The organism is Nocardiopsis sp. NPDC055551, assembly GCF_053619415.1.
Genome location: NZ_JBSHJJ010000015.1, coordinates 56,940 through 73,771, shown reverse-complemented (window position 1 = coordinate 73,771; position 16,832 = coordinate 56,940). Strand labels below are relative to the sequence as shown.

Here is a 16,832-nt window from a genome sequence, read left to right as displayed (position 1 = left end):
CCGCCTCTGACATCCCTGGCCGAACGACTCCTCGGCGTTACCATCGAAAGAAGCGAAAAGTGCCCGAAAAGTGAGGTACGCGCTGTGTCCCACCCCTCCAGACCCACCTTCGACCCGGCACTTCCCGCCAGGACCATCGAACGGCTGCGCGCCCACACCGACCGGCTCGTCCCCGCCACCAAGGCCCGACCACGCCGCCCCACCTGGCGCGAGAGCGCCCTGGGCCTGCTCCTGGGAAGTACCTCCGCCGCCGCCCTCGCCCTCCTCGTCGACTCCCTCGTCGTTCCGCTGACGGTCCTGTTGTGTCTGGGAGGGACCGTTCTCCTTCTCGGGCTGGTCGCCCGCCGAGGCGGCGTCGCCGATGACTGGCCCGACCTGATCATGCACGCGTTCTGGGCGTTGCCCACCTCGCTCGCCGGGGTCCTGGGCGCGCACTGGATCGCCTCCGAGGCCCTGGGCACCGCTCTACCGGGCGACCCGGCCCTGGCCGCGCTCTACCTCGTCACCGGCGCGGCCGGAAGCGCCGCCATCATGCGCCCGGGTATGCCCGCACGCCTGGCCACCGAACACCACGGCCGATACGTACTGCCCGAGGACTTCGGCCGTCCCTCCTCCCTCGCCACCCGCCGCGAGGAACCCGAGGCGCACCTCTTCGCACGCCTGCAACAGACCACCGACCGGGTCGAGGAGGGGCGACGCGTCCTCGGCCACTCCTTCGACGCCTCTCAGACCCTGCCCCTGTTACGCCAGGAGGAATGGCGCCTGTCCCAGGAACTGCTGCGGCTGCGCTCCTTACGCCGGGAACTGGTCCAACGCCGCAAGGACGCCGTTTCCGACCAGGTCACCCGTGCCCTGGCCCCGCAGTCCGAAGCCGTCTCCCGCGCCCACCGGGCGCTCTCCCGCCGGGTCGACGAACTCGCCGCCTACGGCGAACGCGTCCACGCCGCCGTCCTCGCCCACCACGAGTGGCAACAGTGCCAGGAGATCGCCGACCGGGCCGCCGACTACGCCGACCTGGCCCTCACCTCCGGCCAGGACCCCACCCCCACCGAGGAACTCGACTCCAGTCTGTTGAGCGTGCGCGCCGCCCTCAGCGTGCGAGAGGACCTGGTCCGCGAGGCCGTGGCGGCGGGCACCTCACTCTCCGAAACCTTGGACGAGGAACCCGAACCCTAGAGGTCACGCGGCCCGGAAGGCCGCCTGTACGGTCTCGCCGATCCGCCGTTGGATCGGATCGGCCTCGGCACCGAAAAGCCGTTCGTCGACGGTACCGACCACTCGCATCGCCTCGCCCAGGATCCGCCGCCCCTCGCCGGTGAGCGTGATCCTGGAGGCGGCACCGGCGCGGGCCGTGTCGTCCCGTACCAGGCCGGCGGCCTTGAGCGCCTTCACCGCGGTGTGCGTGCTCTGGACCGTGATGTTCGACATCCGGGCCAGGTCACTGAACGAGGCACCCGGAACACTCGCGATGTGCCCGAGCAGCCCGAGCCGACCCACCGTCAGTTCGATTTCCGAGAGGGCATCGCTCAGCTCCGACTCGATCGTCCGGGCCAGCGTGAGCAACAGCACCGACGTGCTCGTCACAGGGGCGCCCGGCCACACTTCTTCGTCCACCATGGCCCCATTCTCCTCCAAGGTGAACCCCGACCGTCTCCGATGAGCCGCGCTGCTATCCTTCAGCTTGCCTGAAGGTTGGTGGTGGCGAACACGCGAGCCACCGTTCCCGACCCGCCCCTCTCATCCGAACGGAACTCGTGTCCATGCTCGAAGTCATCCAGTCGTTTCTCCTGACCGCTCACCTGTTCGGCATGGCAACGATCGTCGGCACGTTCTTCGTGCAGATGCGTCGGAGCACGGGCTTCGCCACCGGTCTCATGCTCGGAGGGGCGGTCGTCCAGGTCGCCACCGGCATGGCGTTGGTCGGCGTCGGCTACGCGACGGGCGCCGACGTGAACCACGCCAAGATCGCCGTGAAGCTCGGTATCGGGGTCACCGTGCTCGTCACGGCCCTCCTGGCCGCACGCGCTCAGAGTCGCGAAGGCAGGGTCAAACCCATGTTCCACACCGCGGGAGGGCTGGCGACCGTGAACGTGCTGGTCGCCGCGCTCTGGCAGTGATCGGGCACGAGCCCCTACCCGAAGGCACCGGGCACCGGTGTCCTGTTCGGTGAACCACGGGAGGTCGTCGGTTCGGGCCCGGGGAACACCGCCTAGCCGGCGCGGTCCAGGAGCTCACTCCACAGTTCGGCGGCGCGTTCGGCCAGCTCCTCACGGGTACCGGAGTTGTCCACCACGAAGTCGGCGGCGGCCAGGCGCGTCTCGCGATCGGCCTGGGCGGCTATGCGGGCCCATACCTGTTCACGCGGCATGCCGCGGTCACGGGAGACGCGTTCCACCCGTACCTCGTCGGGGGCGTCGACCACGACCACCACGTCGTAGAGGGACTCCAGACCGTTCTCCACCAGCAACGGGACGTCGTAGACCACGACCTTGGCGCCGGATTCCAACGCCTCCTCCATCAGCCGGCCGCTACGCTCGCCCACCCTGGGGTGGACGATGGCGTTGAGCCGAGCCAACCGGGTCTCGTCGGCGAACACCAGCTCACCCAGCCTGGGCCGGTCCAGCCGACCCTCGGGGGTGAGCACCCCTTCCCCGAACTCGGCGACGACCTCGGCCAGCCCGGGGGTCCCCGGCTCCACCACCTCGCGGGCGATGGCGTCGGCGTCGATGACCACCGCCCCATAGGAGGCCAACGCGGCCGAGACCGCGCTCTTGCCCGAACCGATCCCGCCGGTGAGTCCCACTTTCAGCATGCGCCAAACCCTAGAGGTCGGAGTGCGCGATCGTCACACCGACCCCGCCGTCACCCGCCCCAGTTCCTTGCGCATGTGCACCATCACCAGGTGGTCGGCGACGCGCTCCCGGTGTGTCTCGGCGTAGCCCAGCCGACGGTAGAGGCGCTGTTCGGTGGTGTTCTGCGCCCCCGAGAACAGGGTCAACGCCGCAAGCTCCGGGCGACGGCGCCGCAGGTCCTCCTCCAGCCGCTCCATCAACGCCCGGGCGATCCCGCGCCCGCGCACGTCGGGGGCCACGACCAGGCGACCCACCACCCCGGTCGTGTCGGTGGTCGCCGCGCGCACCGCGCCCACCAGCCGATGACCCACCACCGCCTTGAGCACCAGCGCGTCCCCCGAGGCCAACAGTCCCTCGATCCGGGACAACCCCTCGGTGAGCGGCAGGATGAACGGGTCCCCGTAGGTCTGCGCCTCATCGACGTAGGCGGCACGCTGGAGGGTGAACAGCTCCCCCGCGTCCGCCACGGTGGCCGGGTGGATCTCGAACACGTCGCCTCCTGGTGCGCTCCCCTTCACGGGCTTCAACCTAGAGCCTGACACACGGCGAGGGGCCGCCCCCACCGAAGTGGGAACGGCCCCTCGAACGACCAGAGGCTTAAGCCTCGCCGCCCGCGAGCTTCTCGCGCAGAGCGGCCAGGGCCTCGTCGGAGGCCAGGGCGCCACTGCCGGAGTCGGAGGTGCCGGTGGAACCGGTGCTCTGGGCACCGCCGCCGCCGGTGTACTCTTCCTCTTCCTCCGGAGCAGGAGCGTTGGCGGCGTCGGCCTCGGCCGCGCGCGCCTCCTCGACCTGCTTGCGGTGAGCCTCGAAGCGAGCCTGCGCCTCGGCGTAGCTGCGCTCCCACTCGTCCCGCTGAGCCTCGAAGCCCTCGAGCCACTCGCCGGACTCGGGGTCGAAGCCCTCGGGGTACTTGTAGTTGCCCTGCTCGTCGTAGTCCGCGGCCATGCCGTACAGGGTGGGGTCGAAGTCCACCTGGTCGGGCGAGACGGCCTCGTTGGCCTGCTTCAGCGAGAGGCTGATGCGACGACGCTCAAGGTCGATGTCGATGATCTTCACGAAGATCTCGGTGCCGACCTGGACGACCTGCTCGGGCACCTCGACGTGGCGCTCGGCCAGCTCGGAGATGTGGACCAGGCCCTCGATGCCCTCTTCGACGCGCACGAACGCACCGAACGGAACCAGCTTGGTGACCTTGCCGGGAACGACCTGGCCGATCTGGTGGGTCCGGGCGAACTGCTGCCACGGGTCTTCCTGGGTCGCCTTGAGCGACAGGGAGACACGCTCACGCTCCATGTCCACGTCGAGAACCTCGACGGTGACCTCCTGGCCGACCTCGACGACCTCGCTCGGGTGGTCGATGTGCTTCCAGGACAGCTCCGAGACGTGCACCAGACCGTCGACGCCACCCAGGTCCACGAAGGCACCGAAGTTGACGATCGAGGAGACGACGCCCTTGCGGATCTGACCCTTCTGGAGGGTGTTGAGGAACGTCTGGCGAACCTCGGACTGGGTCTGCTCGAGCCAGGCACGGCGGGACAGGACCACGTTGTTGCGGTTCTTGTCCAGCTCGATGATCTTGGCTTCGAGCTCGCGGCCCACGTAGGGCTGGAGGTCGCGGACGCGGCGCATCTCGACCAGGGAGGCCGGCAGGAAGCCGCGGAGGCCGATGTCGAGGATGAGACCACCCTTGACGACCTCGATGACGGTGCCGGTGACGACGCCGTCCTCTTCCTTGATCTTCTCGATCGTGCCCCAGGCCCGCTCGTACTGAGCGCGCTTCTTGGACAGGATCAGACGGCCTTCCTTGTCCTCCTTCTGGAGAACGAGGGCTTCGACCTGGTCGCCGACGGCAACCACTTCACCGGGGTCGACGTCATGCTTGATCGACAGTTCCCGAGAGGGGATGACACCCTCGGTCTTGTAGCCGATGTCGAGCAAGACCTCATCTCGATCGACCTTCACGATGGTGCCCTCGACAATGTCACCGTCGTTGAAGTACTTGATGGTCTCGTCGATCGCCGCGAGGAAGGCTTCCTCGGACCCGATGTCGTTGACCGCTACCTGGGGTGTCGAGGTGGCCTCGGTGCTGCTCGTCATTTGTGGGTGGACTCCGGATACGGACAGGTTCAGGAAATGGGCACGCCGCGGGCTCGGGCTGTTCGATCCGTCGTCCAGATGTGAGGAGCAGGGGCACATGTACGGAACGAGCCGTCCGTGACCGCCGACTACCTGAGTCCAGAGTGGTGACCGATGCGGTGCAACCCTTCGCCCCCTACGGGGACGACAGACGGCACGCACGAAACCCACAACGCTCTGGCCAGAATATGAGACAAGGGCGTCCTGGTCAATCGGAACCCAGGACCGCCAACCCGACGAAGGGCATATTGGCCGCAACCTACCCGAGCGGGACGGTCAAGATCAACTGGACGACGTCGCATGTCCGACGGTGCTTACCCACCCGTAACCTCATGGCCTTCCCACGGGCCCGAACCGTCCCCGAAGGAGCCGAAGATCACTCCATCGAAGGCCGCGAACGTGCCCGTTTGACCTCGCTCCGGCGCCGTTTGGCGTCCAACCGACGCCGCTTGGCGTTCTTGGAGGGCTTGCGTTCGCGCCGTTCCGGCGGCGGGGGCTCGATCGCCTCCGCCAGGACCGACGCCAGCTTCTCCCGGGCCTCCAGCCGGTTGCGCACCTGCGACCGGTGGGTCTGCGCCGACACCGTCAGCACACCCTCCACCAGGCGCCCCCGCAGACGTTCCAACGCCCGGGCCCGGCGAGTCTCTCCCAGTGCCCGACAGGACGCCACGTCCAGCGACAACGACACCCGGGTGTCGGAGGTGTTGACGTGCTGCCCTCCCGGCCCCGAGGACCGGGAGAACCGCCACGTCAAAGCGTCCGCGGGAACGGTCACGGGCCCCACGGCCAGACCTTTCGTGGTCTCGTCCTGCCCCGCCACCGTTCCCACCCTCTCGATCTTCCGCGCTAGTGCGCGGCGTCGTGCCAGTTCTGTCCGCTGCCGACCGAAACGCCCAGCGGAACACGCAGATCATAGGCCGAGCCCATCTCGTGCGTCACGAGGTTTTCCACCGCCTCGCGCTCACCCGGGGCGATCTCCACCACGAGTTCGTCGTGCACCTGCAGCAGGACACGGGAGTCGTGTCCGCCCTCGGTGAGCGCCGCGTCCACCTGCAACATCGCGACCTTGATGATGTCGGCCGCCGAACCCTGGATCGGCGCGTTCAACGCCATCCGCTCGGCCATCTCCCGGCGCTGCCGGTTGTCGCTGGTCAGGTCCGGCAGGTAGCGGCGTCGGCCCAGGATCGTCTCGGTGTAGCCGACCTTGCGGGCCTGCTCCACCACCGCGTTCAGGTAGTCGCGCACCCCGCCGAAGCTGGCGAAGTAGTCCTCCATCAGCCGCTTGGCCTCGTCCGGAGCGATCCCCAACTGCTGCGACAGCCCATAGGCGCTCAACCCGTAGGCCAACCCGTAGCTCATCGCCTTGATCTTGGAACGCGCCTCGCCGTCGACTTCTTCCACCGCGATGTCGAACACCCGCGCCGCCATCTGCGCGTGGAAGTCGTAACCGCTGTTGAACGCGTCGATCAGCGCCTGCTCGCCGGACAGGTGCGCCATGATCCGCAGCTCGATCTGGCTGTAGTCGGCGGTCAACAGCTCGTCGTAGCCCGCACCGACCACGAACGCCCGCCGAATCCGCCGACCCACGTCCGTGCGCACCGGAATGTTCTGCAGGTTGGGTTCGGTGGAGCTGAGCCGCCCGGTCGCCGCCACCATCTGGTTGAACGTGGTGTGGATGCGGTCGTCGTCGGCGACGGTCTTGATCAGACCCTCGACCGTGGTGCGCAGCTTGGTCTGGTCCCGGTGGTGCAACAGCACCCCCGGCAGCTCGTTGACGGTCTGCCCCGCCAGCCACGCCAGCGCGTCGGCGTCGGTGGTGTACCCGGTCTTGATCTTCTTCGTCTTCGGCAGCTCCAGGTCCTCGAACAGCACCTGCTGCAACTGCTTGGGCGAACCCAGGTTGAACTCACGGCCCACGATCTCGTGCGCCCGCTCCACCGCGGCGCGTCCCGCCGAGGCGAACTCCGCCTGCAACTCCTCCAGATAGGGGCGGTCCGCGGCGATCCCGGCCCGCTCCATCCGCGCCAACACGTCCACCAGCGGCAGCTCCACCTCGCGCAGCAGGTGCGACCCACCACGCTTGCCCAACTCCGCGGCGAGCACGACCGCCAGGTCCCGGGTGGCCGCGGCGCGCACCGACAGCACACGGCCGCGCCCGCCCCCTTCGCCCTCCGAGCCCAGGTCCAGGGCCAACTGATCGCCGTCGGTGTCCTCCTCCAGTTCCCGACCCAGGTACTTGCGGGTCAGGTCGACCAGATCGAACCGGCGCTGCCCGGGCTGGGCCAGGTAGGCGGCCAGCGCGGTGTCGCTCACCACGCCGCCCAGGGACCACCCGTGCGCGCCCAGGGCCAGCAGGGCGCCCTTGTACTCGTGCACCACCTTGGGACGATCGGCGTCGGCGAGGAAGGCCGCGAGCGCATCGGTGTCGGCGACGTCCAGCAGAGTGGGGTCCAGGTAAAGGGAGGCACCGCCGGCGACGGTCACCGCCAGCGCGTCCACCCGACCGGTCCCCCGCCCCCAGGCACCTTCCAGGGCCAGTCCGGCCGGAGCCTCGGTGGTCACACCGTCGATGGAGGCGTGTTCGGTGAGCCAGGCCGCCACATCGCCGGTGCCGGCGACGGTCACGTCCACCTCGAAACCCTCACCGGAGCCGTCGACGCCCTCGCCCTCACCCTGGTCCGCGGTGCGCACCACCGTGTACAGGCGCTCACGCAGGCTGGAGGCGAACTCCAGGTTGTCGAAGAGCGCGTCCACCCCGGCCCGGTCCGTCTCGCCCAGACCCAGCGCACCCACCTCGGCGTCCAGTGGCACGTCGGTGACCAGCTTGTTGAGACGCTGGTTGCGCAGCACGTCGGCCAGATGGTCGCGGAAGTTCTGCCCGGCCTTACCGGTGACCTCGTCGGCGCGCTCCACCAGGGCCTCCAGGGACCCGAACCTGGCGATCCACTTCGCGGCGGTCTTGGGCCCCACCCCGGGCACACCGGGCAGGTTGTCGGCCTTCTCCCCCACCAACGCGGCCAAGTCCCGATAACGCTCGGGCGAGACCCCGTACTTGTCCTCCACCGCCGCCGGATCCATCCGCCGCAGATCCGACAGGCTCTTGCCCGGGTACAGCACCGTGCAGTTCTCGGTGACCAGCTGGAAGGCGTCCCGGTCACCGGAGGCGATCAGCACCTCCATACCCGCCTCGCCACCCTGGTGGGCGAGCGTGGCGATCACGTCGTCGGCCTCGAAACCGGGCGCGGACAGGTTGGTCACGCCGATCAACCGCATCAGGTCCTGGGTCAACGGCACCTGGGACGGGAATTCCGGCGGGGTCTCCGAACGGCCGCCCTTGTAACCGTCGTACTCCTCGTCCCGGAACGTGGGGCCGGACAGGTCCCACGCCACCGCCACATGCGTGGGCTCCTCATCACGCAACAACTTCACCAACATGGAGGCGAACCCGTACACGGCGTTGGTCGACTGCCCGGTACTGGTACCGAAGTTCTCCACCGGCAACGCGAAGAACGCGCGGAAGGCCATCGAGTGGCCGTCCAGAAGAAGCAGTCGGGGGCGCCCGCCATCGGCCGGGGCTGTCTGTTCGGGGGTCTCTCGCTTGGTCACCACAAGGGAAATCTTAGGATGCGCTGGGGACACTCCGTGGCCATCACCACGGGAACAGCGGATCGGAAGGCACCACCATGAGCACGCAGGCCCGGGAACTCAAGGAAATGTTGGACTCCGGAACACTCACCGGCGGCCTGGGCGACACCATGGGCATCGAGGTCACCGAGGCTTCACCCGAACGCGTCGTGGGTCGCATGCCCGTCGAGGGCAACCGCCAACCCTTCGGACTGCTGCACGGCGGAGCCTCCTGCGTCCTGGCCGAATCCCTCGGCTCCATCGGCTCCACCATCCACGCGCGCCGATTCGGACGCATCGCCGTGGGCATCGAGATCAACGCGACCCACCACCGCTCCGCCACCGAGGGCCACGTCACCGGTGTCGCGACCCCGGTCCACCTGGGACGCACCCTCACCACCTGGGACATCACCATCACCGACGACGCCGGTCGCAAGGTGTGCACCTCCCGTCTGACCTGCATGCTCCGTGAGGCGCCCCAGAACTGAGCGGGACCGGACCCGAACGACAAGCCCACCTTCACGGGCGAACATAGGCGCACTACACGGGCCGGCCGTCACACGTTGACGGTCGGCCCGTGCCATGCCCCGCCGTCATGACAGATTGCAGCCGACCGACCTTTATCAGTCACATTCGTCCAGGAACCAGACCCAATGGCCCTCACCTTGACCACAGGTTCATAACGGCATGAAAGCGAGTCGGACGCAACCGTCCCCGCCGGCTTCACGTAACGGAACTTCCATGATTAAGCTCCACTAACGCTCCTGATTAAGTCATGCCACACATCGCGGACTTCAGGACGCATATGCATCATCGGCACGGCTGCGCCACGCAGTACGTGCACCGCCGGTTGAACGGAGTGACCACGATCATGGCAAGCAAGAAGGTCCTAGGACTCACTGCCGCGACCGCGGCCCTAGTGCTGGGGCTGACCGCGTGTGGCAACGGTGACGACGGCGGAAGCGGCGGAGACTCCGCGGGCGAGGAATTCACCTACGGCATCATCTACCCCCAGACCGGTGCCCTCGCCTTCCTCGGCCCACCGCAGATCACCGCGACCCAGTACGCGGTCTCCGAGATCAACGCCGCCGGCGGCATCCTCGGCACCGAGGTCCCCGAGGTCGTCGAAGGTGACGAGGCCGCCGACGGCGCCCAGGCCAACGAGGCCGCCAACAGCCTCGTCAACAGCGACGTCAACGCCGTCATCGGCGCCGCCGCGTCCGGCATGACCCAGGCGATCTACGACACCGTCACCGGCGCCGAGATCGTCCAGTGCTCGGGCTCCAACACCGCGCCCGACCTCAGCGACATCAACGACGGCGGCTACTTCTTCCGTACCGCGCCCAGCGACCTGATGTCCGGCCCCGTCATGGCCCGCGAGATCGTCAACAACAACCAGACCAGTGTCGCCATCGTCGCCCGCGCCGACGACTACGGCAACGGCTACCTCGAAGCCGTCCAGAACGAACTCGAGGCCCTCGGCGCGGAGGTCGCGCTCACCGAGACCTACGACCCCGACGCCACCAACTTCGACAGTGTCGTCAACTCCGTCGCCAACGAGGAACCCGACGCCGTCGCCCTCATCTCCTTCGAAGAGGGCGCCCAGGTCATCGCCGAACTCCTCGAAAGCGGCGTCGAGGGCGACCAGCTCTACATCACCGACGGCCTCAACAGCCCCGAGCTGGGCACCACCGTCAACGAGGACGACCCGTCCATCGTCGACGGCATCACCGGCATCGCGCCCGGAGCCGACAACCCCGAGTTCAACGACGGGATCCGTGAGTTCGACACGGAACTGGACGTGTTCCAGTTCGCCCCGCAGGTCTTCGACTGCGTCACCGCCATCGCCCTGGCCGCCGAGTCCGCCGGCTCCGTCGACCCGAGCGTCTACGTCGAACACCTGCCCGAGATCAGCCGCCCCGAAGGCACCGAGTGCAACTCCTTCGAGGAATGCCGCGACCTGCTCAACGAGGACGAGGACATCGACTACCAGGGCACCAGCGGCAACATCGACTTCGACGACAACGGTGACCCCACCTCCGCCACCTTCGAGGTCTTCGGCTTCGACGGCGACACCCATGAGGTCCGGGGCTACGAGGAGTACTCCACCGACGAGTAGTCCCCACACCGGACGCCACGTCCCGAAGTAGCGGACTCATCGACGCACACGCAACACCGCGCCGGGGGTGCGGGGCCCGCGCCCCGCACCCCCGGCGCCATTCCTCCGACCGGCACGGCCGCCACCCGCGCGCCGTGCCTCGTCATATCCGTACAAAATGACCGAGTCCGTGGCACGAACCAAAGCACTCGGCCCGACCGCCACGACCACCGCGATGGTCCTCGCACCCGCCGCCCACGACGGCCGACCCCACGCACGCCGGGCCGGCGCCCACCCACACGCGCGCCGAGCCCACACCGCCCCCCGACCCCCGAACGGACCGACCCGATGACCACCGACACGCGCCCGGCCCTGGCGCTCACCGCCACCGCGCTCGCCGCCGTACTCACCCTCAGCGCCTGCTCCGACGCCTCCGAAGCCGACGACAGCGCCTTCACCTACGGCCTGCTCTACCCACAGACCGGATCCCTGGCCTTCCTCGGCCCGCCCCAGCTCTCCGCCGTCGAATACGCCATATCCCAGATCAACGACGCCGGCGGCATCCTCGGCGAACAGGTACCACCACCCGTCCAGGCCGACGAGGCCGGCGACAACGCCCAGGCCAACGAAGCCGCCAACACCCTCGTCAACGACAACGTCAACGCCGTCATCGGCGCCGCCGCCTCCGCCATGACCCAGGCCACCTACGACACCATCACCGGCTCCCAGATCGTCCAGTGCTCGGGCTCCAACACCGCCCCCGAACTCTCCGAGATCAACGACGACGGCTACTTCTTCCGCACCGCCCCCAGCGACCTCATGGCGGGCCCCGTCCTCGCCCAACAGATCGTCGAGGACGGCCACACCTCCGCCGCCATCGTCGCCCGCGCCGACGACTACGGCACCGGCTATCTCACGGCCGTCGAGGACGAACTGAACTCCCTCGGCGTCGACGTCCTCGTCAGCGAGACCTACGACCCCGACAGCACCAACTTCGGCGCCGTCATCGACGGGGTCTTCCGAGCCGACGCCGACGCCATCGCCCTCATCTCCTTCGAAGAGGGCACACAGCTCATGGCCGCCCTCATCGAAAGCGAGGTCCGCAGCACCTTCTACCTCACCGACGGCCTCAACGACCCCGGCCTGGCCGAAACCGTCGCGGACAATCGGCCCGAGGCCGTCCTCGGCACCACCGGGGTCGCCCCCAGCGCCGACAACCCCGAGTTCAACGAAGGACTGCGCGAGTTCGACCCCGAACTCGAAGCCTTCCAATTCGCGCCCCAGATCTTCGACTGCGTCACCGCCATCGCCCTGGCCGCCGAATCCGCCGAGTCACCCGACCCGACCGTCTACGTCGAACACCTGCCCGAGATCAGCCGTCCCCAAGGCACCGAGTGCAACTCCTTCGAGGAATGCCGCGACCTCCTCGACCAGGGCGAGAGCATCGACTACCAGGGCACCAGCGGCGACATCGACTTCGACGACAACGGCGACCCCACCTCCGCCACCTTCGAACTCTTCCACTTCGGAGACGACGGCTACGAGATCCTCGGCTACACCGAGTACTCGCTCCAGGGCTGACCCCGCACACCACGAACACGACGGAGGGGGTGGGGCCGCGCGGCCCCACCCCCTCTTCGCCCGGGTCCCAAGACCCACCGCTCACGCCTTGGCGAGCGTCCCCAAATACAACTCGATCACGTTCGGATCGTTCAACAGGTCCCGACCCGTACCCGTGTACGCGTTCCGGCCCTGGTCCAACACGTACCCGCGGTCACAGATCTGCAGACAACGTCGCGCGTTCTGCTCCACCATGATCACCGAGACACCCGTGGAGTTGACCTCCTTGACCCGCTGGAAGACCTCCTCCTGGTAGATCGGCGACAACCCCGCGGTCGGCTCGTCCAACAACAGCACCGACGGGTCCATCATCAAGGCCCGACCCATCGCCACCATCTGACGCTCACCGCCCGACAGCGAACCCGCCTTGGCCCGGCGCCGCTTCCCCAACAACGGGAACAGGTCCGAGACCACCGAGAACCGCTCCGCGAACGACTTCGGCCGCAGGAACGCCCCCATCTGGAGGTTCTCCTCGATCGTCAGGGAAGGGAACACGTTCCGCGTCTGCGGCACGTACCCCACACCACGCTCCACCAGACCGTGCGCCGGCAGACCCGCGATACTCGAACCCCGCAACGTCAAGGAACCCTCGCGTACCGGGATCAGCCCGAAGATCGTCTTGATCAACGTCGACTTGCCCGCGCCGTTCGGACCGATGATCGCCACGACCTCACCCTCGGAGAGGGTCAGGGTGCACCCGTTCAGGATGTTCACCCCCGGCACGTAACCGGCCACCATGTCCTGGGCCAACAGCAGATAGTCCTCCGGACCACCCACCTCCAAGGCCACACCGGCGTGCTCCAAGACCTCCTCACGGTGTTCCTGGACCGCGGCGGCCTCCTCGGCCTCCACCGGAACCTCCTCCGGCTCAGGGCGCGACCCGCCGTTCTCCTCACTCATCGCCACTCTCCCCGGACTCGCCCTCGACCTCCTGGGCTCCCAGGTAGGCGTCGATCACCTGCTGGTCGGACCGGATGTCCGAAGGACGACCCTCCGCGATCACCCCGCCCTGCGCCAACACCACGATCCAGTCGCTGATGCCCATGATCACGTCCATGTCGTGCTCGACGAACAGGACCGTCTTGCCCTCGTCCCGCAACGACGTGATGTGCTGCAACAGCGACTGCACCAGAGCGGGGTTCACACCCGCCATCGGCTCGTCCAACATGATCATGCTCGGATCGGTCATCAACGCGCGCGCCATCTCCAACAGCTTGCGCTGACCACCCGACAACGAACCCGCCATGTCCTGACGCTTGTCGACGAGCTTGAACCGCTCCAACAACTCCATGGCGCGCTCGGTGTTGGCCTTCTCCTGCGAACGCCACATCGGCCGCAGGAACGCGCCGACCATCCGCTCGCCCAACTGGCCCTGAGCACCCAACAACATGTTGTCGAGCACCGTCATGCGGGTCAGGGCCTTGGTCAACTGGAACGTCCGCACCATGCCGGCCCGCGCCACCTGGTGGCCACGACGACCGTTGATCGGCTTACCCTCGAACGTCCACCGGCCCTTGTCCACCCGGTCGAACCCGGTCAACAGGTTGAAGAACGTCGACTTGCCCGCACCGTTCGGACCGATCAGCGCAGTGATCGTCCCCCGCTGCACCTCCAAGTGGTTCACGTCCACCGCGGTCAGACCACCGAAGGAACGCTTCACGCTGTCGGCCACCAGGATCGGGTCCGACTTCGGCGACCCGGGCTCGGCCACCGCGTCCGCCATCCGGTCGACCTCGACCGCCGCGGAGGTGTCCACCTCATCACTTGACATTGATCAGCATCTCCTTGCGGTCACCGATGAGCCCCTGCGGCCGGAAGACGATCAACAGCACCAGCAACAGCCCCACGAAGGCCAACTGGATCGCGCCGTAGTCGGGCCCCTCCAGGAAGGGCAACAACCCCTCACGGCCCAAGCCCTTCAAGAACCCGTCCGTGAAGTTCATCAGGAACCAGAACGCCATCGAACCGATGATCGGACCGAACACACGGCCCGCACCGCCCAACAGCAGGATCACCCACAGGAAGAAGGTCACCTGCGGCTTGAACTGGTCCGGCTGGATCGCCCCCTGGTGCACCGCGAGCATCGCGCCCGCCAACGCACCGATCAGGCCGCCCAGCACCAACGCCTGCATCTTGTAGGCGAACACGTTCTTGCCGAGGCTGCGCACCGCGTCCTCGTCCTCGCGAACGCCCTTGATCACCCGGCCCCAGGGGCTGTGGATCAACATCCACGTGAACACGGCGAACACCGCGACCAGGCCCCACGTCACCGTCATCAACCACATCTGGTTACCGGTGAACGTCATCGCCCCGACCCCGTAACGCCCACCCGCGTCGAACGGGTTCACCTCACGAAAGCCCGAGGACAGGTTCTGCAGGCCGTAGACACCATTGGTCACCGGCTCGGCGAACCCCGCCCGATACACCAGGCGCAGCACCTCCGCCGCCGCGATCGTCGTGATCGCCAGATAGTCGGCCCGCAACCGCAGAGTCGGGATACCGAGCAGCAACGCCAACACCAGCGCACAACCCAGGCCGACGAGGAAACCGACCAGCACCGGCAGGTCGAACACCGCCACGCTGATTCCCACGCCATAGGCGCCCACCAGCATGAAGCCGACCTGACCGAAGTTCAGCAGACCCGTGTAACCGAAGTGCAGGTTCAACCCCACGGCGGCCAACGCGTAGATCGCCGCGACCGGGCCGACCGCGGATCGAGCGGCCTCGGCGAGGATCATGAGAATATCCATCGTTACCTCTCCTAGCCGACCCGCTCACGCGAACCGAGCAGACCCTGGGGCCTGATCAGCAGCATGAGGATCATCAGGGCCAGAGCCCACGCGTTCATGAGCTGTGCGGGGAACCACAGGGTGGACAACATCGCCACCAGACCGACGGCCAGACCGCCGACCATCGCGCCGTAGGCCGTGCCCAGACCACCGAGGATCACCGCGGCGAACATCAGCAGCAGCAGACGGAAGCCCATCTCGTAGTCCACGACCTGGTTCAGGCCGAAGAGCACACCGCCCAGCGAGGCCAGACCACCACCGAGCAGCCACACGTACATCGTCACGCGGTCCACGTCGATACCCGACGACTCCGCCAGGTCCCGGTTGTCCGAGACCGCGCGCATCGCCTTGCCGATACGGGTGAACTGCAGCAGGCACGCCACCAACACCAGGATCACGATGGCCACGGCGATGATCACCAGGTCGCGAGGCGGCATCGACACCGGACCCAGGTGCACCAACTCCTGCACCTGGAAGCCCGCGTACCGCGTCCGGTTCGCGCCGAACAGCACCAGGAGCACGTGCCGCAGCACCAGCGCCACACCGATCGACACGATGAACATCTGGATCAGGGCCACGTTGCGCTTGCGCAACGGACGCCACAGGTAGCGCTCCATCGTGCCGCCCAGCACCGCGCCCATGACCACCGCGATCGCGGCCGCCGCCCATAGCGGCACCTGCCACTCGAAGGCGTCACCGAGCACACCCAACAGGGTCGCCAGGGCGATACCACCGAAGATCGCCGTCCACTGGAGAACGATCAACAGGGTCCGGCCGAGCCTGTTCTCCATGAACGCGCCCAACAGGATCGCCACGCCCAGACCGGCGAAGATCGCCAGCAGGGAGTTGCCCATCCCGGCCGCGCCGGTGCTGAAGAGGAGCGCCATCATCGCACCGAAGGTGACCATGTCACCGTGCGAGAAGTTGATGATCTGCGTCGTCCCGAAGATCAACGACAGACCGATCGCGGAAACCGCGATGACCAGGCCGAAGAGAAGACCGGCCGCGGTCAGCTGGGCGAAGCGATCACCGAAGCCACCACTGACCCCCTCGACCTCCAGGGCCTCGTCGTCGGCGGCGGCCTCCTCGTCCTCCTCCGCGGCGCCGTCACCCTCCGCGGGGCTCTCCGATTCCTCCGGCTCCTCCGCGGCCGTACCGGCCTCGTCCAAGGCGACGATCAGCGGTCGCCGCTCATCGGCCTCGACCGTGACCTCGGCCTCACCACCGACGAGGAGAACCGTCTCGCGGACCTCGTACTCGCTGGGGATGGACTCCTGATCCACCACTGCGCGGTAGTCGCCCGGTCCGGGCAACACCACTTCCCAATTTCCATCAGAGTCGGTCGCCGCCGCTTCGATCTCGTCGTCACCCTCGAAGACCGTGATCTCGATGCCTTCCACACCGAGATCCCGATCATCGGGCTGAGTGATCTGACCGTGCAGCGCCTCACCGCCCTGTTCGTCTGCCGTCGCCGCCGCCCCGGGGATCACCAGGAATGCGGTGATCAGGGCGAGCAACACGGTCACGAGACGTGTGCGCACGCGCGCTCCTTGCGCATCTGAGGTCACGTGACACCCGGATGTGAGCATTCGGGCACCACTGTCCTTTAGCTGTTCGGTGCGCCGAGTTTAGCCCGGTTTATGGTGGTCATTCAGCACAGCTAAAGCCACGTGACACAACCGTCACCCCATTGTGCGCAACCGAGATCAAACC

15 protein-coding genes are annotated in these 16,832 nt (G+C 67.5%); 5 read left to right on the top strand and 10 right to left on the bottom strand.

Translation table 11 applies throughout. From position 1 onward, the window contains the following. Positions 1-84 precede the first annotated feature (84 nt). A complete protein-coding gene (locus tag ACWGSK_RS24515; RefSeq protein WP_358510669.1) occupies positions 85-1,176 on the top strand; it encodes a hypothetical protein in 1,092 nt (363 codons plus the stop codon). Positions 1,177-1,179: 3 nt separating this feature from the next. Here ACWGSK_RS24515 and ACWGSK_RS24510 read toward each other — a convergent pair whose 3' ends face one another. Beyond that, the gene (locus ACWGSK_RS24510) at positions 1,180-1,617 is read right to left on the bottom strand and encodes a MarR family winged helix-turn-helix transcriptional regulator (RefSeq protein WP_358510672.1); all 438 of its coding nucleotides are present in this window, start codon (positions 1,615-1,617) and stop codon (positions 1,180-1,182) included. 143 nt (positions 1,618-1,760) lie between these two features. Between ACWGSK_RS24510 and ACWGSK_RS24505 the strand changes: the two genes are divergently transcribed. Next, complete coding sequence (locus ACWGSK_RS24505; protein WP_358510675.1) at positions 1,761-2,117, top strand: hypothetical protein; 357 nt, start codon at positions 1,761-1,763, stop codon at positions 2,115-2,117. A gap of 92 nt (positions 2,118-2,209) precedes the next feature. On the opposite strand, the gene coaE is transcribed toward ACWGSK_RS24505, so the two are convergent. From coaE to polA, 5 genes are all read right to left on the bottom strand, one after another. Next, entirely contained in the window at positions 2,210-2,812 is a 603-nt protein-coding gene (gene coaE, locus ACWGSK_RS24500; RefSeq protein WP_358510678.1) for a dephospho-CoA kinase, read from the bottom strand. Between the two features lie 33 nt (positions 2,813-2,845). Then, positions 2,846-3,343, bottom strand: a complete 498-nt coding sequence (locus tag ACWGSK_RS24495) for a GNAT family N-acetyltransferase (RefSeq protein WP_358510681.1) — start codon at positions 3,341-3,343, stop codon at positions 2,846-2,848. 106 nt (positions 3,344-3,449) lie between these two features. Further along, positions 3,450-4,949 carry a 30S ribosomal protein S1 gene (gene rpsA, locus ACWGSK_RS24490; RefSeq protein WP_452456859.1) on the bottom strand — a complete coding sequence of 500 codons (1,500 nt, stop codon included), beginning with the start codon at positions 4,947-4,949 and terminating at the stop codon, positions 3,450-3,452. Between the two features lie 415 nt (positions 4,950-5,364). Then, positions 5,365-5,808 (bottom strand): alternative ribosome rescue aminoacyl-tRNA hydrolase ArfB, encoded by a 444-nt coding sequence (gene arfB, locus ACWGSK_RS24485; protein WP_358510685.1) that lies wholly within the window; start codon positions 5,806-5,808, stop codon positions 5,365-5,367. Positions 5,809-5,834: 26 nt separating this feature from the next. After that, a complete protein-coding gene (polA, locus tag ACWGSK_RS24480) occupies positions 5,835-8,597 on the bottom strand; it encodes a DNA polymerase I (RefSeq protein ID WP_358510688.1) in 2,763 nt (920 codons plus the stop codon). Between the two features lie 74 nt (positions 8,598-8,671). Between polA and ACWGSK_RS24475 the strand changes: the two genes are divergently transcribed. From ACWGSK_RS24475 to ACWGSK_RS24465, 3 genes are all read left to right on the top strand, one after another. Beyond that, positions 8,672-9,100 carry a PaaI family thioesterase gene (locus ACWGSK_RS24475; RefSeq protein WP_358510691.1) on the top strand — a complete coding sequence of 143 codons (429 nt, stop codon included), beginning with the start codon at positions 8,672-8,674 and terminating at the stop codon, positions 9,098-9,100. Positions 9,101-9,483: 383 nt separating this feature from the next. After that, positions 9,484-10,731, top strand: a complete 1,248-nt coding sequence (locus tag ACWGSK_RS24470) for an ABC transporter substrate-binding protein (protein ID WP_358510694.1) — start codon at positions 9,484-9,486, stop codon at positions 10,729-10,731. A 327-nt stretch (positions 10,732-11,058) separates the two neighbouring features. Then, positions 11,059-12,291, top strand: coding sequence for an ABC transporter substrate-binding protein (locus ACWGSK_RS24465; RefSeq protein WP_358510697.1), 1,233 nt, complete (start codon positions 11,059-11,061; stop codon positions 12,289-12,291). 81 nt (positions 12,292-12,372) lie between these two features. Here ACWGSK_RS24465 and ACWGSK_RS24460 read toward each other — a convergent pair whose 3' ends face one another. From ACWGSK_RS24460 to ACWGSK_RS24445, 4 genes are read right to left on the bottom strand one after another with little or no spacing between them, the layout of a single operon-like run. Next, positions 12,373-13,230: an ABC transporter ATP-binding protein gene (locus ACWGSK_RS24460; RefSeq protein ID WP_358510700.1), complete on the bottom strand. Its 858-nt coding sequence runs from the start codon at positions 13,228-13,230 to the stop codon at positions 12,373-12,375. Beyond that, positions 13,223-14,101, bottom strand: coding sequence for an ABC transporter ATP-binding protein (locus tag ACWGSK_RS24455; protein ID WP_358510703.1), 879 nt, complete (start codon positions 14,099-14,101; stop codon positions 13,223-13,225). Before ACWGSK_RS24455 ends, ACWGSK_RS24460 begins: the two co-directional genes overlap by 8 nt. After that, the gene (locus ACWGSK_RS24450) at positions 14,091-15,080 is read right to left on the bottom strand and encodes a branched-chain amino acid ABC transporter permease (RefSeq protein ID WP_358510706.1); all 990 of its coding nucleotides are present in this window, start codon (positions 15,078-15,080) and stop codon (positions 14,091-14,093) included. Before ACWGSK_RS24450 ends, ACWGSK_RS24455 begins: the two co-directional genes overlap by 11 nt. 11 nt (positions 15,081-15,091) lie before the next feature. Further along, positions 15,092-16,660, bottom strand: a complete 1,569-nt coding sequence (locus tag ACWGSK_RS24445) for a branched-chain amino acid ABC transporter permease (RefSeq protein ID WP_358510709.1) — start codon at positions 16,658-16,660, stop codon at positions 15,092-15,094. Between the last annotated feature and the right edge of the window lie 172 nt (positions 16,661-16,832).

What these genes read in the sequence shown, in the direction of transcription:
- ACWGSK_RS24450 (WP_358510706.1), bottom strand. Translation starts at nt 15,080, where the DNA reads ATGGATATTCTCATGATCCTCGCCGAGGCCGCTCGATCCGCGGTCGGC.
- ACWGSK_RS24465 (WP_358510697.1), top strand. Translation starts at nt 11,059, where the DNA reads ATGACCACCGACACGCGCCCGGCCCTGGCGCTCACCGCCACCGCGCTC.
- rpsA (WP_452456859.1), bottom strand. Translation starts at nt 4,949, where the DNA reads ATGACGAGCAGCACCGAGGCCACCTCGACACCCCAGGTAGCGGTCAAC.
- ACWGSK_RS24505 (WP_358510675.1), top strand. Translation starts at nt 1,761, where the DNA reads ATGCTCGAAGTCATCCAGTCGTTTCTCCTGACCGCTCACCTGTTCGGC.
- ACWGSK_RS24510 (WP_358510672.1), bottom strand. Translation starts at nt 1,617, where the DNA reads ATGGTGGACGAAGAAGTGTGGCCGGGCGCCCCTGTGACGAGCACGTCG.
- ACWGSK_RS24455 (WP_358510703.1), bottom strand. Translation starts at nt 14,101, where the DNA reads ATGTCAAGTGATGAGGTGGACACCTCCGCGGCGGTCGAGGTCGACCGG.
- coaE (WP_358510678.1), bottom strand. Translation starts at nt 2,812, where the DNA reads ATGCTGAAAGTGGGACTCACCGGCGGGATCGGTTCGGGCAAGAGCGCG.
- ACWGSK_RS24460 (WP_358510700.1), bottom strand. Translation starts at nt 13,230, where the DNA reads ATGAGTGAGGAGAACGGCGGGTCGCGCCCTGAGCCGGAGGAGGTTCCG.
- ACWGSK_RS24475 (WP_358510691.1), top strand. Translation starts at nt 8,672, where the DNA reads ATGAGCACGCAGGCCCGGGAACTCAAGGAAATGTTGGACTCCGGAACA.
- ACWGSK_RS24470 (WP_358510694.1), top strand. Translation starts at nt 9,484, where the DNA reads ATGGCAAGCAAGAAGGTCCTAGGACTCACTGCCGCGACCGCGGCCCTA.